Source organism: Blautia hansenii, from assembly GCF_013304445.1.
Taxonomy (GTDB): Bacteria; Bacillota; Clostridia; order Lachnospirales; family Lachnospiraceae; genus Blautia.
In genome coordinates this window covers 350,686-374,125 of sequence record NZ_JAAITA010000001.1, presented here as the reverse complement: position 1 = coordinate 374,125, position 23,440 = coordinate 350,686, and the positions used below count along the sequence as shown (strand labels likewise).

The following is a 23,440-nucleotide window of genomic DNA, read 5'->3' as shown; positions in this document are numbered from 1 at the left end:
TATTAATACACAACAACAGGCGTATTCACTTCAATATTTTCATAAATCGTTCTCACATTCTCAAGAGGTGTATTAATACAGCCATGAGAACCATTGTAGAGGTAAATATCACCTCCGAATTCACTTCGCTTGGTCAAATCGTGAATCCCGATTCCTCCGTTAAAGGGCATCCAGTAATTCACGGGTTCTTCATAATCAATGCTTCCATCCGGCTTCTTTCCAACCAGCGTAAAGGGACTGGCTTTATCTTTCAGCCTCCAGACACCTCCTGCCGGGGTTCCGTTTCCTTTGTTTGGATTTCCGGTTACTACAGGAGTATCTACCAGGCATACATGGTCTTTGTAAAACCACATACGCTGCTTACTGATAGAAATTTCCACATAGGTTCCGTCAATGTCGTTTCCGCCATGAGTCTGTCCCTTGTACAGCCAGGTAGCTTCCAGTTCCTGGCTCTTGCCTTCATTCAAAGCAGCCATAAGCGCTTCTGTCGTCTTGTCCTGCCACACTCTCCAGCCATAGTCCCCGCCGGTCAGATGTACCGTGGCGCCTCCGGAAGTCTGAAAGTCCCTTGCCTTGCCGTAAGTATTATATTTTTCAGACCAGCCGATAACTACTGGTTTTACGACACTTTCATCAAAACTGTAACTGCCGTCCTCTCCTTTTTTCAGCCAGGATTTCAGCATGTCTCTGGTAATGGTTTCCGTACCGCTGCCAAAATTCACACTCAGTTGTACACTGGTCAGCGTATTCAGTCTGTCCGCCTCCTGTTTCAGCGCTTCATCTGTCTGCAGCACTGTCGGCTTCAAATAACAGTCTGCCTCTTCCAAAGAAAGAGTTTCCTTTCGTGTATCCACTGCCTCTTTAATAGCAGCAACCGTCTTTTCCTTATCCAGTGCCGTTCCCAACACTTCCGGAACAATCACATACGAGGTTCCGTTATCTTCTATGGAAGCATTCTGGGGCTGGGTCACATTGGCATCCTGCAGACACTGCAGCTGGTCGATTGCACTGGTCAGGCTGGCCTCATCATAAGAACTGTCCATACTGACTTTATAAGTTTTGTCTCCAAAAATCTGCACAGGCCAAATCCAGGAATTTTGCTTCTCCTTGGTCTTTTCCAGACCTTTATCGTCTTTATATGTGAGCTTTATCGTATCCCCGCTGATAATTTCCTTTTTATCGTCTTTTTCCTGAATGGTAAGCGTATAAGTTTCGGAAGTTTCCTTAACGTCCTTTTTCACTTCTGCCACAGTCTGTCCGCCGCATTTCACGCCATTAATTTCCGTTCCGGGGTAAAATCGATTCTGATAGTACACAGCCCCAGCCACATAACCTGCTGCCAGAATGCATACCGCTGCCGCCGCTGTTCCCACAGCAATTTTCTTGCCGGAACCCCTCTTCCTTTTTGTTTTCTTTACACCTTCTTTCTCTTTTTTCAGTCTTTCATCCGCTTTTTTCAAGCTTTTCAATTTTTCTTTCTTATTGTCTTTTTTCCCTGACATGAATATAAACATCCTTTTTCTCTGCTTTTCCAAATTTCTCCGGTTCACATACACTATTTTACTCCAAAAAATCCCAAAAAGAAACCCTTTTCTGGTTTTCTCTTGAAATATCCCTAAAGTTTTTATATGATGAAAAAAGCATAAAACAAAATTTATCAGGAAAGGTGAACATCTATTTTATGAAACAAGTACTTGAACATCCTCTTCTTTCCACTTCCCACTGTCGGCTCTGCCCCAGAAACTGCGAAATTGACAGAAACCATCGTGTTGGCTACTGCGGCTGTTTCTCCACCGTGAAAGCGGCCAGAGCTGCCCTGCACTTCTGGGAAGAGCCCTGTATCAGCGGTACCAAAGGCAGCGGAGCCGTTTTCTTTTCCGGGTGTACCTTAAAATGCTGCTTTTGTCAAAATCACGCCATCAGCAGCGGACAAATCGGAAAAGACTTGACGCCCCAACGTCTGGGAGAAATTTTTCTTTCGCTTCAGGAACAGGGCGCGCACAATATTAATCTGATAACTGCTACCCATTTTCTGCCTCAGATTCTTCCTGCTCTGGAACTGGTAAAAAATCGTCTGACCATCCCTGTTGTCTATAACACCAGCGGATATGAGAAACCGGAAATGATTGATTTACTGAAAAACTATGTGGACATCTGGCTGCCGGATTTAAAATATTTTGATTCAGCACTTTCCCTGCGCTACTCAAAAGCAAAAGACTATTTTGCCTTTGCCGGTCCTGCCCTTATCAAAATGGTACAGCAATGTCCCTCTCCTGTTTTTGACAGTCAGGGCATTCTGCAAAAAGGAGTTATTATACGCCATATGGTACTTCCGGGCTGTAAAGAAGATTCCATAAGACTCCTTACCTGGCTGCAGGAAACACTTCCCAAACACAGCTTCCTGCTCAGCCTGTTAAGCCAGTACACGCCTTTTTATAGAAGCAGCGATTATCCTGAAATCAACCGGCGCATTACCAGTTATGAATACAACAAAGTCCTGGACACTGCCATCGCCCTGGGACTGACCGAAGGGTTTATGCAGAAGAAAAGCAGCGCAAAGGAGGAATATACACCGCCTTTTGATTTGGAAGGAGTGTAAGAGTTCTTGAAAAAACTTTTCTGCTATACAAAAAAGACCCTGCACAGAATTTTCCATACAAGGTCTCTCTTTCCGTTGTTACATAATATCCATCGCTTTTGATTATTTATAGTTTACGATTTTACCGAAATCTGGTTTCAATGCAGCGCCGCCAACTAAACCGCCATCGATATCTGCCTGTGCAAATAAATCCGGAGCTGTTGCAGCATTTACAGAACCGCCGTACTGAATACGGATAGCTTCTGCAGTTGCTTCGTCATACACTTCTGCAATACATGCACGGATAGCCTTGCAAACTTCCTGTGCCTGCTCTGTAGTTGCTGTTTTGCCTGTTCCGATAGCCCAGATTGGCTCATAAGCGATAACCGCTTCTTTCGCCTGCTCTGCAGTAATTCCCTGGAATCCAACTTTTACCTGCTGACGGATAAAGTCCATAGTTACGCCCTGCTCTCTCTGTTCCAGAGTTTCGCCGCAGCACATAATCGGTACTAAACCGTGCTCAAATGCTTTGTGCATTTTTTTGTTAATGTCTTCGTTTGTTTCACCGAAATATTCTCTTCTCTCGGAATGTCCTAAAATGACATATTTTACACCTGCATCTACTAACATGTTTGGTGAAATTTCGCCTGTGTAAGCGCCTTTTTCTTCAAAGTACATATTTTCTGCACCCACCTGAATGTTACTGCCTTTTACAGCTTCTACAACCGGTACAATATCAATAGCAGGAACACAAAATACCACGTCTACTTCTTCATTTGCCACCAGTGGTTTCAATGTGTTTACCAGTTCAACAGCCTCACTTGGAGTCATGTTCATTTTCCAGTTTCCAGCAATAATTTTTCTTCTTGCCATGGGAATAACCTTCTTTCTTATATTTGGTGTCTTTTAAAGCCCGACCCTGACTTATTTATCGTTTGCTGCTGCAACGCCTGGGAGTTCTTTTCCTTCCAGGAATTCCAAAGAAGCACCGCCGCCTGTGGAAATATGTGTCATTTTGTCGCCATATCCCAGAATATTTACAGCTGCTGCAGAGTCACCGCCACCGATGATAGTTGTTGCATCTGTTTCAGCCAGTGCTTTTGCCACTGCTGCTGTTCCGTGTGCAAAGTTCGGCATTTCAAAGCAGCCCATTGGTCCATTCCATACAACTGTTTTTGCGTCTTTTACCGCGTCACAGAAAAGTTTTTCTGTTTCAGGTCCGATATCCATACCTTCCCATCCTTCTGGGATTTCGCCGCTCTTAACAATCTGGATGTTGCAGTCATTGGAGAAAGCATCTCCGATTCTGTGGTCTACAGGAAGAAGTAATTTCACGCCTTTTTCTTTTGCTTTTTTCTGCATATCAAGGGCATACTGTAAATAATCATCTTCACACAGAGAAATACCAATGTTTCCGCCTGCTGCTTTGGAGAAAGTATAAGCCATTCCTCCGCCAATGATTAAAGTATCCACTTTATCAAGCAGGTTGTTGATAACAGAAATCTTGCTGGAAACCTTTGCGCCTCCAAGAATTGCAACAAATGGTCTTTCCGGATTGTTCACTGCATTTCCCAGGAAATCGATTTCTTTCTGCATTAAGTAGCCTACTACTGCTGTGTCAACGAACTGTGTAACACCTACGTTAGAGCAGTGTGCACGATGTGCTGTACCGAATGCGTCGTTTACAAATACATCGCAAAGAGAGGCCAGTTCTTTTGAGAAAGCTTCTCCGTTCTTTGTCTCTTCTGCTCTGTAACGCGTGTTTTCCAGTAAAACAACTTCGCCGTCTTTCATAGCGTCTACCGCTGCTTTTGCGTTTGGTCCTACCACTTCCGGATCAGCTGCAAATGTTACTTCCTGTCCTAATAATTCAGACAGACGTTTTGCAACCGGGGCAAGAGATAATTCCGGTTTTGCTTCTCCCTTCGGTTTCCCAAGATGGGAGCAGAGAATTACTTTGCCGCCGTCAGCAATCAATTTTTTAATCGTAGGAAGAGCTGCTACCAGGCGGTTTTCATCTGTAATTTTACCTTCCTGTAAGGGTACGTTAAAGTCACAGCGAACCAGGACTTTTTTTCCTTTTACGTTAATATCGTCAACTGATTTTTTATTGAGCATTAAAAAATGCCTCCTTTTCCTTATTCTTCGGGTCTGAAAAAACGAAAGGGGTCCGGCCCACAATAGACCGGACCCCTTCCTGAGCCTTTATAAATACTTGAAATTATTTGTTTAATAATTTTCCGAAGTATTTGATTGTTCTAACCATCTGGCTTGTGTAAGAGTTTTCGTTGTCATACCATGATACAACCTGAACTTCTGTTGTGCCGTTGTCTAATGGAAGAACCATTGTCTGTGTAGCGTCGAACAGAGAACCGAATCTCATACCAACGATATCACTGGATACGATTTCATCTGTGTTGTATCCGAAAGATTCTGTAGCTGCTGCTTTCATAGCATCGTTAATCTGTTCTTTTGTAACGTTTCCTTTTACAACTGCTGTTAAGATTGTTGTAGAACCTGTAGGTGTCGGTACACGCTGAGCAGCGCCGATTAATTTTCCGTTTAATTCAGGAATAACTAATCCGATAGCTTTTGCAGCACCTGTGCTGTTAGGAACAATGTTTACTGCTGCTGCACGGGAACGTCTTAAATCACCTTTTCTCTGTGGTCCGTCCAGTGTCATCTGATCGCCTGTGTAAGCGTGAATTGTGCACATAATACCGGACTGGATTTCAGCTAAGTCATTTAATGCTTTTGCCATAGGAGCTAAGCAGTTTGTTGTACAGGAAGCTGCAGAAATGATGTTGTCATTTTCTGTTAATGTTTCATGGTTTACATTGTAAACGATGGTAGGAAGGTCGTTTCCAGCCGGAGCGGAAATAACAACTTTCTTAGCGCCTGCATCAATGTGAGCCTGTGCTTTGTCTTTAGATGTGTAGAATCCTGTACACTCCAGAACTACGTCTACACCGATTTCTCCCCAAGGAAGTTCAGCTGCATTAGCTTTTGCGTAAATTTTGATTTCTTTTCCGTCAACTGTGATGGAATCTTCACCTGCTGTTACTTTATCAGCTAATTCATATCTACCCTGAGTAGAATCATATTTCAGTAAGTGAGCTAACATAGCTGGAGATGTTAAGTCGTTGATTGCAACGATTTCAAATCCTTCTGCTCCGAACATCTGTCTGAATGCAAGACGTCCAATACGTCCAAAACCATTAATTGCTACTTTTACTGCCATGATTTTCATTCCTCCTAAAAGTGATTGATTTATATGGGAGTTCTTTAACAGAGTTTAGCTTTAAAGCCTAACTTCGTTAAAGAAACATCAACCTTGTCCATATTGTACCTGTTTTTATCCAAAAATTCAAGTCTATTTTCAAAATTCCTTTTTATGAAATAGCAATTTCCTGTAATACCACTTGAAACCCCTGCAAATCAGCGTTTATAATGTAGAAAAAAGCATATTTTACAGTAAAGGAGTTTTGCCATGTATTATGATTTTCATCTGCATACCTCTTTTTCCAGTGACAGCCAGGCTCCTATGGAGTCCATGATTCAAAGAGGCATTGCCCTGGGGCTTCCCGGTATCTGCTTTACAGAACATATGGATTTGGATTTTCCCCCGGGAGAGCTGAACTTTCTGGTTGATTTGCCTGCCTACGAAAAAATCTGCCGGGAACTGAAAGAAAAATACGCAGATACCATCTCTGTGTTTTTCGGTCTCGAAATGGGACTTCAGCCTCATTTAAAAAAGGAAATTCCGACCCTTGCCACTTCTTCTGACTTTGACTTTCTCATCGGCTCCGTCCATGTAGCCGACCGTCTGGACCCCTATAAGAAAGATTTTTATGAGGGCAGAACCCAGTACCAGGCCTACCATCGGTATTTTGAAGTGGTTCTGGAAAACCTGAAAACGTTCTCCTGCTTTGATACCTGTGGGCATATTGACTATGTGGTACGCTACGGCCCTGAGAAAAACAAAGATTATTCTTACCGGGCTTACAGGGATATTCTGGACGAAATTCTCAAAACTCTGATTGAAAAGGGCATTGGACTGGAATGTAACAGTGCGGGCTTTAAATATGGACTGGGTCACCCAAACCCCACAGAGGATATTCTGACTCGCTACCGGGAACTGGGAGGGGAAATTCTGACGCTGGGCTCTGACGGCCATGCACCGGAACATATGGCTTACGATTTTCCAAAAATGGGCGAACTGCTAAAAGCCTGTGGATTCCGGTATTATACCATTTTCAAAAAGAGAAAACCGGAATTTATAAAGCTTTAAAACCAAATTTCCAGTCTCAAAAAGGCTGCCGTATCAGACGATTTTCCTCTGATACAGCAACCCTTTTTCTTATCTGCCTATTCTTTATGCTTTTCCCAGAATAATGCCGCCTCCTGCCACATATTCGCCCTGATAAAAGACGACAGCCTGTCCCGGCGTGATGGCTCTTTGAGGTTCTTGAAAAGTCACTATTACCTTTCCGTCACCTGCATCCTTTAGTGTACAAGGTGCACCCGAATGATTATAACGAATTTTTGCTGTAAGATTTCTGCCCTCCTCCAGCTTTTCCATGGCCATAAAATTCACCCTGTCGCAAAGCAGACTATATACGAATAAATCTTCATTTTCTCCAATGACTACCTCGTTGCTCTCAGGACGGATTTCCGTCACAAAAACGGGATGACCCATGGCAAGATTCAAACCTTTTCTCTGGCCAATGGTGTAATGGATAATTCCCTGGTGCTGCCCGATAACACTGCCGTCTTCCAGGACATAATTACCCTTTTCTGTTTTTCTGCCTGTATGCTCCTCAATAAAACCTGCATAGTCATTATCCGGCACAAAACAGATTTCCTGACTGTCCTTTTTATGTGCCACGGGAAGTCCGGCTTCCTCTGCCATACGGCGGATTTCGTCTTTTGTGTAGTCTCCCACCGGCATCAATGTTCTGGAAAGCTGTTCCTGTGTCAGATTATAAAGCGCATAGGTCTGGTCTTTTTTTGCAGTAACCGAATTGCGGATAGCATACCTGCCGTTTGGCAGCTGTTCCACTCTGGCATAATGTCCGGTAGCAATGTAATCGGCGCCAATATCCAGACTTCTCTTTAAAAGGGACTCCCATTTCACATAACGGTTACAGGCGATACAGGGATTGGGTGTTCTGCCCTCCAGATACTCTCTGGTAAAGTAATCAATGACATTTTCTTTAAACTCTTTTCTGAAATTCATGACGTAGTAGGGAATATCCAGCACTTGAGCTACTCTTCTGGCATCGTCTACGGCGCTCAGACCGCAACAGCCCCCGTTTTCTTCCTGAAACTCCCGGTCTTCCTCCTGCCATATCTGCATGGTAACGCCAATAACATCATACCCCTGCTGTTTCAAAAGCCAGGCTGCCACAGAGGAATCCACACCGCCGGACATCCCTACCACTACCTTTTTCTTTGCCATTAATATTCTTCCTCTTCTTCCTCTTCGCCCTCATGAATGTCAGATTTCGGTTTGGTCAGTCCCTCGATTTTGATTCCATTCTTTTCCGCATAATCCCATAATGCTGCATGAATAGCCTCTTCTGCCAGCAAAGAACAGTGCACCTTCACTGGCGGAAGTCCGTCCAGCGCTTCCATAACCGCTTTATTGGTTATCTGCAGTGCTTCCTGAATGTTTTTTCCTTTTACCAGTTCTGTTGCCATGCTGCTAGTGGCCACTGCTGCACCGCATCCAAAGGTTTTGAACTTACAGTCTCTGATAATCTGGTTTTCGTCAATATCCAGATAGATACGCATAATATCTCCACATTTTGCATTGCCTACAGTACCCACACCACTGGCATTTTCGATTTCTCCTACATTTCTTGGATTCTGAAAATGGTCCATAACTTTTTCACTGTACATAATAAATTCCTCCGTTTATTCAAAAAATTCTCTTATTTTTCTTACTGTTTCTGTTTTTCCTGTTTTCTTACAAAATCTTCATATAACGGGGACAGTTCCCGCAGTCTTCCCACGATTTCTTTTATCTGCTCCAGAGTGTAATCCAAGTCTTCCTTCGTAATGTCTTCCCCAAGAGTCAGACGCAGAGAACCGTGTGCAATCTCATGAGGCAGGCCGATAGCCAGAAGTACATGAGAAGGGTCTAAGGAACCGGAAGTACATGCAGAACCACTGGAACCTGCAATTCCTTTCATATCCAGCATAATCAGCAGGGATTCCCCTTCGATAAACCGGAAACTGAAATTCATATTATTCGGAAGACGTTTTACCGGGTCTCCGTTTAATTTTACATAAGGAACCTCTTTTAAGACTCTCTCAATAAGATAATCTCTCAGTTCTCTTTCCTTTTTTGTGCGCTCTTCCATGCTCTCTGCCGCTCTTTTGGCAGCCACACCATAACCTACAATTCCCGGTACATTTTCCGTTCCGGCTCTTCTCTTTCTTTCCTGGGCACCGCCGTGTACAAAAGAACGGATTTTCACGCCCTTGCGGATATAGAGAAAGCCGATTCCCTTGGGTCCGTTAATCTTATGGGCACTGGAACTTAACATATCAATGTTCATCTCGTTTACATCAATGGGAACCTGACCAAATGCCTGTACTGCGTCGGTATGGAAAAGTACCCCATGTTCTTTTGCAATCATACCGATTTCCTTCACCGGCTCAATGGTTCCGATTTCATTGTTGGCAAACATAACAGAAATCAGAATTGTTTCTGGACAGATGGCTTTCTGCAGTTCCTCCAAATCTACCAGACCGTTTTCATCTACATCCAGGTAGGTGATTCTGGCGCCCTGTTTTTCCAGATATTCGCAGGTATGCAAAATCGCATGGTGCTCAATTTTCGTAGTAATGATGTGATTGCCCTTGCCTGAATATGCTTCAAAAGCCGCCTTTAACGCCCAGTTGTCAGACTCACTGCCGCCTGCGGTAAAATAAATTTCTTCCGTTTTTGCGCCAATCACCTGTGCAATCTGCTCACGGGCCTTTGTAATAGCCTCTTTACTTCTCTGTCCAATTTCGTAAATACTGGAAGGATTTCCGTAATCCTCTGTAAAATAAGGAAGCATGGCATCTACTACTTCTTTAGAAGTCTTTGTAGTTGCTGCATTATCCAGATAAATTCTCGTCTTCATAATCTTCATCTCCTATTAATCACATTTTTGCACTTTAATTTGTCCTTTTTCCCGCACCTTGCGGCTTTCTTCTACCAGTTGGCTTATCATAATGGAATCCACTGTTTCCTGAATACTTCGATTAATTCTCTGCCAGACATACCGGGTCACGCATAAGTCTTCTCCCTGACAGTGAAGGTTATTTCCCTCGCCGCAGGAAACTGCCTCCAGGCTGCCCTCCAAAGCTCTTAGCACATCTCCTACCGAAATTTCATCTGCCGGCTTTGCCAGTCTGTAACCACCCTGGGCTCCCCGGACGCTGACCACCAGTCCCTCTTTCTTCAGCTTGCGCACAAGCTGTTCCAGATAATTGTCGGAAATGTTCTGTCTGGCAGAAATACTTTGTATGGACACTGCCTCTTCATCACTATACAGCGCCAGGTCAATCATCGCCCGCAGACCATACCTGCCCTTTGTGGAAAGTTTCAATTTATCGCCTCTTTTCAATTCCTACTATTTTAGTCGGATTTCTAATCTGGAAGTAGAATATCACCTTTCCTCTGTTCTGTCAAGCACCTTTTGGGAATATATTTAGGAAAAAGGAAAAATCGGTGAAACTATGAACGACAGGCATCTGCTTTTAAAAGGAACCCTGCTCTTAACCCTCTCCGGATTCCTGACAAAAATTCTGGGATTTATTTATAGAATATTCCTCTCCCAGGTGATTGGTGCGCAGGGCATGGGAATCTACCAGCTTATTTTCCCCATCCATACCCTGTGTTTTGCCCTCTCTGTAGGAGGGATTCAGACCGCAATCTCCAGATTTACAGCCGCAAGAGCTGCCTTAAAAGACGAGCAGGGAGCCAGAGATATTTTTCTCCTTTCCACCTTCCTGTCCGTTTTGATTGCATTGCTGTCCTCTTTTTTCCTGTACCGTCATGCCTCCTGGTTTGCAGTGCACATTCTCTTGGAAGAAAGCTGTACTCCCCTTTTAAAAATCATGGCTCTTTCCATTCCCATGGGAACTTTTCATGCCTGTGTCAACGGCTACTGCTTTGCCCGGAAAAAACTGGCCGTTCCGGCTGCTGCGCAGCTTCTGGAACAGTGCGCTCGTATTGGCACTTCCTATCTTCTTTTTCTTATTCAGACAGAACAAGGAATTTCCCCTACACCCGCCCTGGCTGTCAGCGGACTTCTGGGCGGAGAACTGGCCTCCATGGTGTTCTCCGGATTTTTTATTCTTTTGGATTATAAGAAACAGCAATATTCTTTGCGCTTTATGAAATCGCCTTTTGCAGATATAAAAGCCATTGTCTGTCTCTCCTTTCCTCTGACCTGCAACCGGCTTTTAGTCAATCTGCTGCACAGTATCGAGTCTGTGCTCATCCCCGGACATCTTAGGCTGTATGGACTGGACAATGCCTCTGCCCTTTCTGTCTATGGGACTCTCACCGGAATGGCTCTGCCGCTGATACTCTTTCCCTCTGCTATTACCAACGCCGTTTCTACGGTTTTGCTTCCCTCTGTAGCCGAGCAGCAGGCTGTTGGCAACCGCAACCACATCCGGCGCAGTATCTTTCTTTCTATGAAATACTGTCTGCTTTTAGGGGCAGCGTCTACTGCCTTTTTCTATTTTGCAGGCAATTTCCTGGGGCTGCTTCTTTTCAAAAGCGAGTTTGCCGGAACCTTTATCAAAATCCTGTCCTTTATCTGTCCCTGCCTGTACCTCTCCGGTACCCTGGGCGGCATTTTAAATGGTCTGGGGCTGGTAAACCAGAGTTTCCTGCTGAATACCCTGGGGCTTGGAGTCCGTCTGGCATTTGTCTGCCTGGTCATTCCAAAATACGGCATTATCGGATACCTTTGGGGACTGATTGTCAGCGAACTTTTGTCCACACTTTTGTCTGTTTATTTTCTTCGCGATTATTTTCATACATAATCGCTTTAAAGTTTTGAAGTATTTTGTGCAAAACTATCGACAATACTGTTTTCTTGTATTATAATTTGGTTTTGAAGAATATTGATTACGAAATACAAAGGAGACTGCCATGAGTTTTTCATTCATCAAACAACTCCCCACCCCGGATGAAGTCAAAGAACAAATTCCGGTACCCGAAAAATTAAAAAAAGCGAAAGCCATCCGTGATACCATGATTCAGGATATTTTCACCGGAAAATCAGACAAATTTCTTGTCATTGTAGGTCCCTGCTCTGCAGACAACGAGGAATCTGTCTGCGAATACACCAACCGCCTGGCCCGTCTGCAGGAAAAAGTAAAAGAACGTGTGGTACTGGTACCCCGTATTTATACCAACAAACCGCGCACCACAGGCGAGGGCTATAAAGGCATGCTGCATCAGCCTGACCCGGAAGCTAAGCCTGACGTTCTGGCCGGTATTCTGGCTATTCGCAGAATGCACCTGCGTTCTCTTGCCGAAACAGGTCTGACTTCCGCTGACGAAATGCTTTATCCCGATAACTGGCATTATCTTTCTGACCTACTTTCCTACGTTGCCATCGGCGCCCGTTCTGTAGAAAATCAGGAGCACCGCCTTATGGTCAGCGGCCTGGACATTCCGGCAGGTATGAAAAACCCTACCAGCGGTGATTTCTCCGTTATGATAAATTCTGTGATTGCAGCACAAGCCGGACACGATTTTATCTCCAGAGGCTGGGAAGTGGCTACTGAGGGAAATCCTCTGACCCACACCATTTTAAGAGGCGCCGTCAGCAAACATGGCAATACGATTCCCAACTATCATTACGAAGATTTGCAGCGTCTTCTGGATATGTACCGGGAAAAAGACTTGGCAAATCCTGCTGCCATCATTGATGCCAACCACTCCAACTCCGGCAAAAAATTCAAGGAGCAGATTCGCATTGTAAAAGAAGTACTCCACAGTCGTCTGGTCTCCCCGGATATCCGTAATCTGGTAAAAGGCGTTATGATTGAAAGTTACCTGGTAGAAGGAAGCCAGAAAATCGGTCCTGACCACGTTTACGGCAAATCTATCACAGACCCCTGCCTTGGCTGGGAAGATACCGAAAAACTCATCTATACCATTGCAGAACTCTGCTGATATCCGTACAAAACAAAACCCTTTGAGCGTATACCTTTCTCTTGGCATACCCCAAAGGGCTTTTTCTTGCTTTTTATCTTCTGGGGTGCGCTTTCATATACACATCCCGAATCTTATTCATGTTCATATTCATGTAAATCTGGGTGGTGGAAATGTCTGAATGTCCCATCATTTCCTGAACACTTTTTAAATCCGCACCATTCTGTACCAGATGGGCGGCAAAAGAATGGCGCAGGGTATGAGGTGTAATGTCCTGCTGAATACCTGCTGCCTCCGCATAGCTTTTCAGTACCTTCCAGAACCCCTGACGGCTCATAGATTTCCCGGAACAGTTTAAAAACAACATTTCACTTTCCTGAGAACCTAAAAGTTCTGCCCTGGCCCCTTCCATATAATGTTCCACAGACCTTTTCGCAGCACTTCCAAATGGAATCACTCGCTCCTTCTCCCCGCTGCTGCAGGTAATATATCCCAGTTTCAAATTAATATCTTTTAAGGTAAGGCTGATTAATTCACTTACTCTGATACCAGTGGCATACAAAAGTTCCAGCATAGCTCTGTCCCGGATTCCCTTTGCCGTGTTTTCCCGCGGCTGCTTCAAAAGCAAATCCACTTCATCTATCGTGAGAATACCAGGCATTTTTTTCTCTATCTTCGGTGCTTTCAAATGCTCAGCCGGATTTTCTTTCCAGCTTCTTGTCTGACATAAAAAATGAAAAAACGCTCTGATAGAAGCAATACTTCTGGAAATAGATGACGCTGCAAAATTCTTTCTCTCCATGTACATAACATAAGAGTTCAAAAGTGTGGCATTGACTTGCTCTACACTCTCTATTTTCTCCTCTGTCAAAAAACGCTCCAGCTTTTTCAAATCACGTTCATATGAAACTTCTGTATTTTTGGAAGTGCCTCTGGTATTATGTAAATAGCCAATAAACTCTTCTATTTCGCACTTCATATTTCATTCCCCTTCTGTAGGCATAGTTTGATTATATATCATATATCACACAAAAATCAAACCTTAATTTAACAAAAATCCCTGTTTTTAAAAGGTTTTCCCCTTTTACACAACATATCGAACGATTATTTTTACTCAAATACCACATGTGGTAAGTTGCTAAATATTAATTTTTTATGAACTCAAACCCATTTTTTCCAAATATAGTTTAAAAGATTTTGATTAACATAACTTTCCTGCCAGATTCCCAAAAGCAGGCACACGGCTGCCAAGGAAAGAAAAAAGAAATAGGCCCGATAGTCTGCCGACTCTCTTTTCCGGTTTCCCCAAAATTTCTGACTCATCTGTATTACAGAAAAGAAAAAAATCAACCAACCCGGAACATAAAAAAACATCTGGGGCACAAAGGATATAATTCCCAGGAAAATTCCCCGAATACCGTATTCCAGCAAAAATGTTGTCATAAGACTTCCCGCCAGAAATCCAAACCAGATAAGACTCATGGCAACCAGCGGAACTCCCACCGCAGTCAGACCACAAATGGTTCCAAATCCAAAAAAGACTCCTCTTCTTACCAGCAATTCTCCGAAAAGACCTGCCTTTTCTGTCTCCTTCTGCACTGCATCCGCCAGATATATGGACAAAAGACTGCTCTGATAGCCCGTCTTCTCAAAAAGCAGATTCGTGCACACAATTCCCGCTGCAAACCCTGCCATATATAATATGGAAAACATTTTACTATATTTTTTCATTCTCTTCACCCATTACAGTCTATGTTTTCCCAAAAGAAAAAAGACCCCGGATTACTCTCCCTTGGGGTCTTTTCTTTTTCATCGTTTCAGTCGATTTTATTACTTGGCATAATCTACAACTCTTGATTCGCGGATTACGTTTACTTTAATCTGTCCCGGATATTCCAGTTCTGCTTCAATCTGTTTGGAAATGTCTCTGGCCAAAAGTACCATATCCGCATCTGTAACATGCTCCGGTACTACCATAACACGAATTTCCCTTCCTGCCTGAATAGCAAAAGATTTATCTACTCCCTTAAAGGAGTTTGTAATGTCTTCTAACTGTTTTAATCTGTTGGTATAAGTTTCTAAAGTTTCTCTTCTCGCACCTGGTCTTGCCGCAGAAATTGCGTCTGCAGCCTGTACAATACAGGCAACCAGGGATGTAGGTTCCACATCGCCGTGATGGGACTCTACAGCATTAATCACAATCTGTGATTCTTTATATTTTCTACATAAGTCAGCACCAATCTGAATATGGGAGCCTTCTACCTCATGGTCGATAGACTTACCAATGTCATGGAGCAGACCTGCTCTTTTCGCCATTCGTATATCTGTTCCTACTTCGCCTGCCAGCAAACCTGCCAGCTGTGCCACTTCGATAGAATGTTTCAATGCATTCTGTCCGTAGCTGGAGCGGAACTTCATGCGGCCCAGAAGACGAATGAGTTCCGGATGAATACCATGGACACCAACTTCCAGTGCCGCTGCTTCTCCTTCTTCTCTCATCATAGATTCAACTTCTCTTTGAGCCTTTTCAACCATTTCTTCAATTCTTGCCGGATGAATACGTCCGTCTACAATCAATTTTTCCAGAGCAATTCGGGCGACTTCTCTTCGGATAGGGTCAAATCCGGATAACACCACAGCCTCAGGAGTGTCATCAATAATCAAATCCACACCTGTCAGCGTCTCCAGTGTTCGGATGTTTCGTCCTTCACGTCCGATGATACGACCTTTCATCTCATCACTCGGAAGCTGTACAACAGAAATTGTCGCTTCTGCCACATGGTCTGCTGCACATTTCTGAATCGCAGTTACTACATACTCTTTCGCCTTTTTATCGGCTTCTTCTTTTGCCTTGCTTTCCAATTCTTTGTAAAGCTTGGCGGTGTCAATTTTTACTTCGTCTTCAACAGTTTTCAACAGATAATCTTTTGCCTGTTCGGAGGTCAGACCTGAAATTCTTTCCAGTTCCTGTACTCTCTGTCCTTGTAATTCATCGACTTTCTTTTCTTTTTTCTTTAATTCTGCTTCCTTTGCTGTGTACTCGGCTTCTCTTCTCTCCAAAGCATCTGCTTTCTTATCAAGAGCCTCTTCTTTCGACAAAACACGTTTTTCGTACTTCTGAAGTTCGTTTCTTCTCTCTTTTGTCTCTTTTTCCAACTCGTTCTTGGTTCGGAGATTTTCTTCTTTTGCTTCTAAGAGAGCTTCACGTTTTTTTGTTTCAGCAGTCTTCAATGCTTCATCTATAATGCTTCTTGCTTTCACTTCCGCTGTACCGATAGTTTCCGCATCTTTTTCCGCTTTTTTCTTCACTGAAATATTTGCAGTCACCGGAATGGAAATCAGCAGTGAAACAGCTACAGCAACAATTGCAATTATTACATAGCTTATCACAGGAGCACCTCCTTATTTAGTTTTCATTGTACGGATACAACAGTATAATTTTATACTGAATTTTGAAAAAAGTCAACAGAAAACCATGAAGTAAAAACCGTATTTCTGTGTAATTTCACAATTCGCGAAAAACTGCCAAAATATCAGAAGAAGAAAAACCTTTCCGCATAAAAAAGCCATATAACCGCTGCTTCTCTTTTTCCTCCAAAGGGCCTTCCCCTCTTCGTTTTTTCTCCAGCATCTGCCGGATGACACTCCTGGAATCTGTCTTTTCCTCTGCTTCTTCAAAGGCCTGCTGTATAATTTCTGAGGATACGCCTTTTTGTACAAGTTCCATGCGGATTCTCGCCATACCTTTTCGGCTCTTTTGATTTTCTATATACATGGCTGCATAGCGGGCATCGTCAATATAGTGGAAGGATTCCACATAATCCAGAGCCGCTTCCACGGCTTGGACGGGATAACCGCTCTGCTCCAGTTTTCTTCTTAAATCTGCTTTTGTCCGGTCCATTTTCTGAAGAAGGTGCATGGCTCGAAGCTTTGCCCTCTTTGTGAGCACCTCCTCCACCAATTCCCGGTATACTTCCGGAGAAAGTTCCCGCTCCTCTTCGATTCCATAGCGGGACAACTCACCCCTGTATAAAACAAAGGTCTCCTGCCCGTCAAGTTCCACCTGAAACTTCTGTTTTGTTACAGCTTTTATCTCTGTAACCGTCATGGAAGTTCCCCTCCTTAATCTTCTTTATTACGCTCTGCAGGCTGAAGACCCTCTACGGATTTCTCCGTATTTGTACTGTCTGCATTCTGCGCCTCCGCGCCTTCTTCTTTCGGAATCAGACTATAGAATTCTCTCACTTTCTTTTCGATTTCTTCGGAAATTTCCGGATTTTCTTTTAAATATTTCTTGGCATTTTCACGTCCCTGTCCAATTTTTCCGTCATTATAAGCATACCATGCACCACTTTTATTCACTACGCCGATATTAGCCGCCAAATCCAAAATATCCCCTTCTCTGGAAATTCCTTCTCCAAACATAATGTCAAATTCGGCTTCCTTAAACGGAGGCGCAATCTTGTTTTTTACGACTTTGATTCTGGTTCGGTTTCCTACCATTTCTCCGCCCTGTTTCAGTGTCTCAATTCTGCGCACATCCATACGGATAGAAGAATAGAATTTCAGTGCACGTCCACCCGTAGTAACTTCCGGATTTCCAAACATAACACCCACTTTTTCACGAAGCTGGTTAATGAAAATAACAATACAGTTGGATTTGCTGATATGAGCTGTCAGCTTTCTCAAAGCCTGTGACATAAGACGTGCCTGAAGCCCCACATGGGAATCTCCCATATCGCCTTCAATCTCTGCCTTTGGCACAAGTGCGGCTACAGAGTCCACAATGATAATGTCCACAGCGCCGGAACGCACCATGGTTTCTGTAATTTCCAGAGCCTGCTCGCCATTGTCCGGCTGGGAAATGTATAAATTGTCGATATCTACTCCGATATTTTTTGCATAAGCAGGATCCAGAGCATGCTCCGCATCAATAAATCCTGCAATTCCTCCTCTTTTCTGTACCTCTGCTACCATATGAAGAGCTACGGTTGTCTTACCACTGGACTCCGGTCCGTAAACCTCTACAATTCTTCCCTTTGGAATCCCGCCCAGACCAAGGGCAATATCCAGACTCAGCGCACCTGTAGGAACGGTTTCCACATTCATATTGGCTGTGGAATCTCCCAGTTTCATCACAGAACCTTTTCCAAACTGCTTTTCAATCTGTGCCAGTGCTCCATCCAGAGCCTTTAATTTATCTTCTTTGACCATCTGTGCCATATTTAATCTCCTTTTCCTGCTGCTCTCAAACCACGAACTTATGTTCGTTTATATATTTCATGATAGTACACTTTTCCCTGCTTGTCAACTGTTTTTCACAGAAATCACCTGCCTGTCTTTTATTTTTATAAGGTGGATTTTGCGGCGAATGCCGTCTGAAACTGAAAGGTTGGAGCTGTCACAGGAAGCCATATTCTCGATATGTACTAAATGTGACAGACTCAGAAAATGTTTTAAAGGTGTTTTTAGTATGAACCCATTTAGAAGTTCTGTCAAGAGGAAATCAAGCCTTTTTTCATGTTTTATTCTTTCCCTGCCTTGCTAAAACCAATTCACTTTTTCATTCCGGAATCTGGGTATTGCGCTGTTTTCATAAGGATTATAATGATTGCGGTTACACCCAAATTCCTGCAGCAGTTTGATTTTGTTGTCCGCTGTCCATTCTATGAGAGACATTCCGTCAAACTCGTCTATGCTGCCATTCTTCATCTCATTTTTAAAATACCATTCTGCAATCGTTTGATTGTCTTTATGGAAGTATTGTTTTATTTCCCATATAAGCACTCGTCCCCTGGCATTCCACTCCTGAAACCAGTGCTTTACCGTAGTGCAATTTGTGTATTTTGGTCCCCAGCTTTCAATATATACTACATCTTCCGTAAAGATTTTATGAATTCCCATATCTTTTTGCTGAACCCACATGTCAAACCACAGACGAATGATTTCTTCCCGCTCTTTCATATAGAGCCACCTCCTTTTCCTGTCCAAATTTTCGTTTCTGTCTTTACAGCCTTACCTCTATCTGATAATCGTCCTCAATCAAAATATAGTTACAGCCATACTTTTTGCATTGTTCTAAATAGTGTTTATTGTCTGCCATGACCATTTCTTTGGTACACGCACAGTCGTCCATGCGCTGTTCAATCACATTCGCATACTTTTTTATATCCGAAAAATTTTTTTCGATATAATCTCTGCTCATCACCAGACAATAACACTGAATTTCCCTGGCATATTTTTCTGAAAAATCTTCTTTCCAGTTAAGAGGAATGTAACAGCCCTCCACAATCAGATTCTGCTTATTTTCAATGGCTGTTTTCACCATTTCCCGCACAATGGGCCACAGATATGTCTCCAGTTCTTCGTCGTCTTCGGGCGTCAACTCTGTATTTTTGCTTCGGATTAAGCCCATCTTTAAAAGGTCTATGGACAGATACGGGTATTTGTATTTTTCAAGAAGTTTTTGTGCCAACAGGGTCTTTCCTGTGTGAGAGGCGCCTGTAATTAAAAGAATCATTGCTTTTCTCTCCTTGCTTCTCCATGGACATCGCTTATCAAAACCAGATAAATGATTCCTCTCTTAATGCCGCGCAATATAATCTGCAAGCTTTGTGTGATATTGGTTCAGAGAATCCGACATCAGTTCTGTCTTGCGGCCAAACAGCATATCCGGCAGATAATGGGGGATTTTCCCCGCCGCATTCATCCCCCGCACGCAGCCAATGCAATATACCACCACATCCTGGCAGGATAGCTGGGAAGCCCGCAGCTGTATCCGTTTCTCCACCTGCTCATTAGGAACCAGTCCGTAAAAGTTGTCACCGCAGCACACGGATTTAGTCCCTGTAAGCCCCTCTTCCACGATTTCCACATGCATTTTCCGCAAAAGATTTCTGACTGCGCGATGTACCTGCGGCTTATGCCGATAACCGCAGGAATCATGAACAGACACTGTAAGGCCTGTATAATCCGGCAGCTGCAAGTCTGCAATGCCATTCAACACTTCCCAGTATGAAATTGTGCAGATATCTTCATACAAAGAACGAAAGCGGCGGTCGCATCCTGCACAATTATTAATGATAACAGAACCTTCTTCCAGTTTCGGATTGTTTCTGCAGCAAATATTGTGCATTTTTACTTCTCCGAAATATTTCTGCAGAAGTTTCAGCATTTTTTCAGGAACCTCCGGTTTGTACAGCCCTAAAGCGCAGCCCGGATTGAAATAGCATTTCTTTCTGTCTATGTCCTGCAGCGAAATGCTCTCCCGAATCACCGGTACAGGCTGAGCCGCTTCTGTGGGACAGACGGCTGAGCAAGTACCGCAGTCTATGCATTTTTCCGGAAGTATCTCGTATTTTTCCTCATCCTTCCGAATGGCCCCCACAGGACAGACTTCTTCACAGGCTCCACACCTAACACAAGACTCCGAAATCACATAATAGAATTTGTCTTCTCTGCCGCAAACACAACTTTCTGCTTTTTTCTCCATCGCACATTCCTTCTCCCCATTTCTGATATTCCTATTGTATCATTCCCCTTTTCTCATGACAACAGAAAAAGAGTCCCTGCAAAACAGAGCATCTCTTTTTCTCTGTCCTGCAGCAGACTCTTTTCCCTTTTCGGTCTATTTCCCGAATTTGTTTTTCTTCTCTTTTACATTCCCGGCTGACTCAGTACGGAACGCACATGGGCTACTTCCTCCGGCTTTGCACACGCAGCCGGAACGTAATAACTTTTGGCTCTGGCAATCTGATAGATTTCCTCCTGAGACATTTCACACTGATTCCGCATTTGTTTTAACGCCTGTTTCAACTGCTGGTTCTCTGTCTGGCTAATCATTTCTCCATAGCGCACCAGTTCTCCGTTAATTCCTGCCAGGGTATCTGCTACCATTGTCTTATCTGTCATTTTCTTTCCCTCCTGCTACTGTAAAAACTGCATTAACTGCTGCTTGCTTTCCATTGCACACTGTGCGGATTTCTGGAAAAACTGTTTTACCTGCGGGTCCTGTGCCTCATGGGCATAGTCCTGCATTTTGCAGTGGGTAGTTTCAAAGCCGCCGATTAAATGACGCAGATTCTGTAAATCAAGTACCGAGATTTCTGTCATGGCATTTTCCTCCTGAATGTTTTTTGTTCACATTCTTAGTATGGCAGAATTCTCATTTTCTATAACAGGATTCTTTTGCTATTCTCAGCCGCCGATTAACCAGCTGTACATTTCTTCATATTGTTTTGCAGAACTTGCCCAGGAGAAATCCTTGGCCATGGCTCTGTCTACCAGTTTGTTCCATTCTCTCTTCTTATCATAGTAAACAGATTCCGCATAACGAATCGTGCCCAGCATTTCATGGGCATTGTAATTTGTAAAGCTGAAGCCTGTACCTGTACTTTCGTACTCATTGTACGGCTGCACTGTGTCTTTTAAGCCTCCTGTTTCTCTTACAATGGGAAGCGTACCGTAACGAAGGCTCATAAGCTGGCTCAAGCCGCAGGGTTCAAATAAGGACGGCATCAAAAACGCATCACAGGACGCATAAATTCTGTGTGACAGTCCGTTGTCATAGAAAATATTGGCAGATACTTTTCCCTGATATTTCCATGCAAAATGACGGAACATGTTTTCATACCGTTCTTCACCGGTTCCCAGAACCACCAGCTGGATACTGTCCTGGCACAACTCGTCCATTACATAATTTACCAAATCAAAGCCCTTCTGGTCTGTGAGACGGGAAACCACACCAATCATCATTACCTTGGGGTCTTCCTGCAGTCCCAGTTCTTTTTGCAGGGCCAGTTTATTTTTCACTTTTTCTTTCCGGAAATTCTTGGCATTGTAATTTTTCGCCAGAAATGTATCTGTTTCCGGATTGTATTCTTCATAATCAATACCGTTTACAATTCCCCGCAAATCATGGGCGCGGGCTCTTAAAAGGCCGTCCAGATGTTCTCCGTAAAACTCCGTCTTAATCTCTTCTGCATAAGTATTGCTGACGGTGGTAATGGCATCGGCATAAACCAGTCCGCCTTTTAACAAATTAGCGTCTTTATAAGCTTCCAGTTTATCCGGTGTAAAGTAGTAAGCCGGCAGACCGGTCAGTTCCCGAATGGTCTTAATATCCCAGGTTCCCTGGAATTTCAGGTTATGTATGGTCATAACAGTCTTAATGCCCTGATAGAAAGGACCGCCCTGGAAACTGTCTTTTAAATATACCGGAATGAGGCCTGTCTGCCAGTCGTGGCAGTGAATAAGGTCCGGACGGAAATCAATGACCGGAAGTATAGACAGGGCTGCCTTTGAGAAAAAGGCAAATTTTTCAATATCAAAACGAATGTCTCCGTATGGCTGATAGCCTGAGAAATAATATTCATTGTCAATAAAATAATACTGGATACCTTCGTGAACCAGCTGCATAATCCCTACATATTCCCGTCTGTAGCCAATATCCATGTAAAAATGGGTCACATACTGCAACTGGTTTTTGTATTCTTCTTTCATGCATAAATATTTGGGAATAATCACACGCACATCATACTCATTTTTATCAAAGCATTTCGGCAAAGCTCCCACTACGTCCGCTAATCCCCCTGTTTTTATAAACGGAACTGCCTCTGATGCCACAAATAATATTTTTTTCACTGAAACACCCTCCTTGCAAATCAAAGCTTTATTCATATTATACCCCATTTTTTATGCAAAGAAAAGTTATTTTTCCCCTCTGTTTCAACTTATTTCCTGTATTCCAGACGTATTTTGTCGGCAATCAGGGCGATAAATTCGGAGTTTGTGGGCTTGCCTTTTCCCGTACTTACAGTATAGCCGAACAGTTCATCGATAGTGTCCATCTTCCCTCTGCTCCAGGCCACCTCAATGGCATGGCGTATGGCTCTCTCCACTCTGCTGGGTGTGGTCTGGTGTTTTTTTGCAATGGTAGGATAGAGAATTTTCGTAATTGAATTCAGCATTTCCATATCGTTTACAGACAGAATAATGGCATCTCTCAAATACTGGTAACCTTTAATATGGGCCGGTACACCAATTTCATGAATAATATTGGTAACGTCCGCCTCCAGGTTTCTCTCATAATAACTGCTGTCACTCTCATATGCATTCACTTTTCTTAAATCCCGTCTTCTGTTGTCCCTGGCCTGTCTTACATGCTTAATTCTGGATAAAAGCATGTCATTATCAAAAGGCTTCAGGATATAGTAATTTGCTCCCAGCTGAAACGCGTCCTCCGTAATCTGTTCTTGTCCTACAGCAGATACAATAATAAAAGCCGGGTGTTTTTTCAAATTGGTATCTTTGCTGACTTTTTCCATAACGGTCAGCCCGTCTACTTTCGGCATGATAATATCTAAAAGTACAACATCCGGTTCTTTTTCTTTGATAATATCGTAAATTTCGGCGCCGTTATTAGCATGCCCTACTAATTCCAGCTCTTTGTCTTCGTTAATAAGATTCCCCAATAAGTCCAACATTTTTTCATTGTCATCTGCTATAGCGACATTTAACTTCTCCATTACTCATCCTCCATCTGTTTTGTTACAACTCTATTCTCCAGCATATGACGGGCGCCCTTTTGAATCGCCATATCTGAAGACTATTAGTATTATATTATCACTTCTTTTCAGAATCAAGCTAAATCATCTTACAACTTATGTTGTATTCTGATAGTTTTC

24 protein-coding genes are annotated in these 23,440 nt (G+C 43.3%); 4 read left to right on the top strand and 20 right to left on the bottom strand.

Going from position 1 to position 23,440, the window contains the following annotated elements; genetic code table 11:
- Positions 1-2 precede the first annotated feature (2 nt).
- Positions 3-1,502 (bottom strand): L,D-transpeptidase family protein, encoded by a 1,500-nt coding sequence (locus G5A70_RS01785; protein ID WP_173747408.1) that lies wholly within the window; start codon positions 1,500-1,502, stop codon positions 3-5.
- Positions 1,503-1,681: 179 nt separating this feature from the next.
- Between G5A70_RS01785 and G5A70_RS01780 the strand changes: the two genes are divergently transcribed.
- Entirely contained in the window at positions 1,682-2,599 is a 918-nt protein-coding gene (locus tag G5A70_RS01780; protein ID WP_173747407.1) for a radical SAM protein, read from the top strand.
- 102 nt (positions 2,600-2,701) lie between these two features.
- Here the strand turns inward: G5A70_RS01780 and tpiA are convergent, their stop codons facing one another.
- The 3 genes from tpiA to gap form a co-directional block, all read right to left on the bottom strand.
- Positions 2,702-3,451, bottom strand: a complete 750-nt coding sequence (gene tpiA, locus G5A70_RS01775) for a triose-phosphate isomerase (RefSeq protein ID WP_173747406.1) — start codon at positions 3,449-3,451, stop codon at positions 2,702-2,704.
- 51 nt (positions 3,452-3,502) lie between these two features.
- The gene (locus G5A70_RS01770) at positions 3,503-4,696 is read right to left on the bottom strand and encodes a phosphoglycerate kinase (RefSeq protein ID WP_173747405.1); all 1,194 of its coding nucleotides are present in this window, start codon (positions 4,694-4,696) and stop codon (positions 3,503-3,505) included.
- A gap of 103 nt (positions 4,697-4,799) precedes the next feature.
- A complete protein-coding gene (gene gap / locus G5A70_RS01765) occupies positions 4,800-5,819 on the bottom strand; it encodes a type I glyceraldehyde-3-phosphate dehydrogenase (RefSeq protein WP_173747404.1) in 1,020 nt (339 codons plus the stop codon).
- 249 nt (positions 5,820-6,068) lie between these two features.
- On the opposite strand from gap, the gene G5A70_RS01760 reads away from it, so the two are divergent.
- Positions 6,069-6,869, top strand: a complete 801-nt coding sequence (locus G5A70_RS01760) for a histidinol-phosphatase HisJ family protein (RefSeq protein WP_173747403.1) — start codon at positions 6,069-6,071, stop codon at positions 6,867-6,869.
- A gap of 84 nt (positions 6,870-6,953) precedes the next feature.
- Here the strand turns inward: G5A70_RS01760 and mnmA are convergent, their stop codons facing one another.
- Genes mnmA through G5A70_RS01740 form a run of 4 tightly spaced genes read right to left on the bottom strand, consistent with a single transcriptional unit; the run spans position 6,954 to position 10,185 of the window.
- A complete protein-coding gene (gene mnmA / locus G5A70_RS01755) occupies positions 6,954-8,039 on the bottom strand; it encodes a tRNA 2-thiouridine(34) synthase MnmA (RefSeq protein ID WP_173747402.1) in 1,086 nt (361 codons plus the stop codon).
- Complete coding sequence (nifU, locus tag G5A70_RS01750) at positions 8,039-8,482, bottom strand: Fe-S cluster assembly scaffold protein NifU (RefSeq protein ID WP_173747401.1); 444 nt, start codon at positions 8,480-8,482, stop codon at positions 8,039-8,041. Before nifU ends, mnmA begins: the two co-directional genes overlap by 1 nt.
- Positions 8,483-8,523: 41 nt before the next feature.
- Positions 8,524-9,717, bottom strand: coding sequence for a cysteine desulfurase NifS (gene nifS, locus G5A70_RS01745; RefSeq protein WP_173747400.1), 1,194 nt, complete (start codon positions 9,715-9,717; stop codon positions 8,524-8,526).
- 15 nt (positions 9,718-9,732) lie between these two features.
- Positions 9,733-10,185 (bottom strand): RrF2 family transcriptional regulator, encoded by a 453-nt coding sequence (locus tag G5A70_RS01740; RefSeq protein WP_173747399.1) that lies wholly within the window; start codon positions 10,183-10,185, stop codon positions 9,733-9,735.
- A 130-nt stretch (positions 10,186-10,315) separates the two neighbouring features.
- On the opposite strand from G5A70_RS01740, the gene G5A70_RS01735 reads away from it, so the two are divergent.
- Together G5A70_RS01735 and G5A70_RS01730 are read left to right on the top strand one after the other, a co-directional pair.
- Positions 10,316-11,635, top strand: coding sequence for a polysaccharide biosynthesis protein (locus G5A70_RS01735; protein WP_173747398.1), 1,320 nt, complete (start codon positions 10,316-10,318; stop codon positions 11,633-11,635).
- 109 nt (positions 11,636-11,744) lie between these two features.
- A complete protein-coding gene (locus tag G5A70_RS01730) occupies positions 11,745-12,776 on the top strand; it encodes a 3-deoxy-7-phosphoheptulonate synthase (protein WP_173747397.1) in 1,032 nt (343 codons plus the stop codon).
- Positions 12,777-12,849: 73 nt separating this feature from the next.
- Here G5A70_RS01730 and xerD read toward each other — a convergent pair whose 3' ends face one another.
- The 12 genes from xerD to spo0A all read right to left on the bottom strand — a co-directional run bounded on the left by xerD (position 12,850) and on the right by spo0A (position 23,281).
- Positions 12,850-13,734, bottom strand: a complete 885-nt coding sequence (xerD, locus tag G5A70_RS01725; protein ID WP_173747396.1) for a site-specific tyrosine recombinase XerD — start codon at positions 13,732-13,734, stop codon at positions 12,850-12,852.
- A gap of 182 nt (positions 13,735-13,916) precedes the next feature.
- Positions 13,917-14,486, bottom strand: a complete 570-nt coding sequence (locus G5A70_RS01720) for a stage II sporulation protein M (protein ID WP_173747395.1) — start codon at positions 14,484-14,486, stop codon at positions 13,917-13,919.
- A 99-nt stretch (positions 14,487-14,585) separates the two neighbouring features.
- Positions 14,586-16,145 (bottom strand): ribonuclease Y, encoded by a 1,560-nt coding sequence (gene rny / locus G5A70_RS01715; protein WP_173747394.1) that lies wholly within the window; start codon positions 16,143-16,145, stop codon positions 14,586-14,588.
- A 115-nt stretch (positions 16,146-16,260) separates the two neighbouring features.
- Entirely contained in the window at positions 16,261-16,863 is a 603-nt protein-coding gene (locus G5A70_RS01710; protein WP_173747393.1) for a regulatory protein RecX, read from the bottom strand.
- Between the two features lie 14 nt (positions 16,864-16,877).
- Positions 16,878-17,969, bottom strand: coding sequence for a recombinase RecA (recA, locus tag G5A70_RS01705; RefSeq protein WP_173747520.1), 1,092 nt, complete (start codon positions 17,967-17,969; stop codon positions 16,878-16,880).
- Positions 17,970-18,299: 330 nt separating this feature from the next.
- The gene (locus G5A70_RS01700) at positions 18,300-18,719 is read right to left on the bottom strand and encodes a nuclear transport factor 2 family protein (protein WP_173747392.1); all 420 of its coding nucleotides are present in this window, start codon (positions 18,717-18,719) and stop codon (positions 18,300-18,302) included.
- Positions 18,720-18,762: 43 nt separating this feature from the next.
- Complete coding sequence (locus tag G5A70_RS01695; RefSeq protein ID WP_173747391.1) at positions 18,763-19,275, bottom strand: adenylate kinase; 513 nt, start codon at positions 19,273-19,275, stop codon at positions 18,763-18,765.
- 63 nt (positions 19,276-19,338) lie between these two features.
- Positions 19,339-20,247: a 4Fe-4S binding protein gene (locus tag G5A70_RS16195; RefSeq protein WP_173747390.1), complete on the bottom strand. Its 909-nt coding sequence runs from the start codon at positions 20,245-20,247 to the stop codon at positions 19,339-19,341.
- A 164-nt stretch (positions 20,248-20,411) separates the two neighbouring features.
- Positions 20,412-20,666, bottom strand: coding sequence for a spore coat protein (locus G5A70_RS01685; RefSeq protein WP_173747389.1), 255 nt, complete (start codon positions 20,664-20,666; stop codon positions 20,412-20,414).
- A gap of 15 nt (positions 20,667-20,681) precedes the next feature.
- Complete coding sequence (locus G5A70_RS01680; protein WP_173747388.1) at positions 20,682-20,867, bottom strand: hypothetical protein; 186 nt, start codon at positions 20,865-20,867, stop codon at positions 20,682-20,684.
- An 84-nt stretch (positions 20,868-20,951) separates the two neighbouring features.
- Positions 20,952-22,397 (bottom strand): glycogen synthase GlgA, encoded by a 1,446-nt coding sequence (gene glgA / locus G5A70_RS01675; RefSeq protein ID WP_173747387.1) that lies wholly within the window; start codon positions 22,395-22,397, stop codon positions 20,952-20,954.
- 89 nt (positions 22,398-22,486) lie between these two features.
- Positions 22,487-23,281: a sporulation transcription factor Spo0A gene (gene spo0A, locus G5A70_RS01670; RefSeq protein WP_173747386.1), complete on the bottom strand. Its 795-nt coding sequence runs from the start codon at positions 23,279-23,281 to the stop codon at positions 22,487-22,489.
- Between the last annotated feature and the right edge of the window lie 159 nt (positions 23,282-23,440).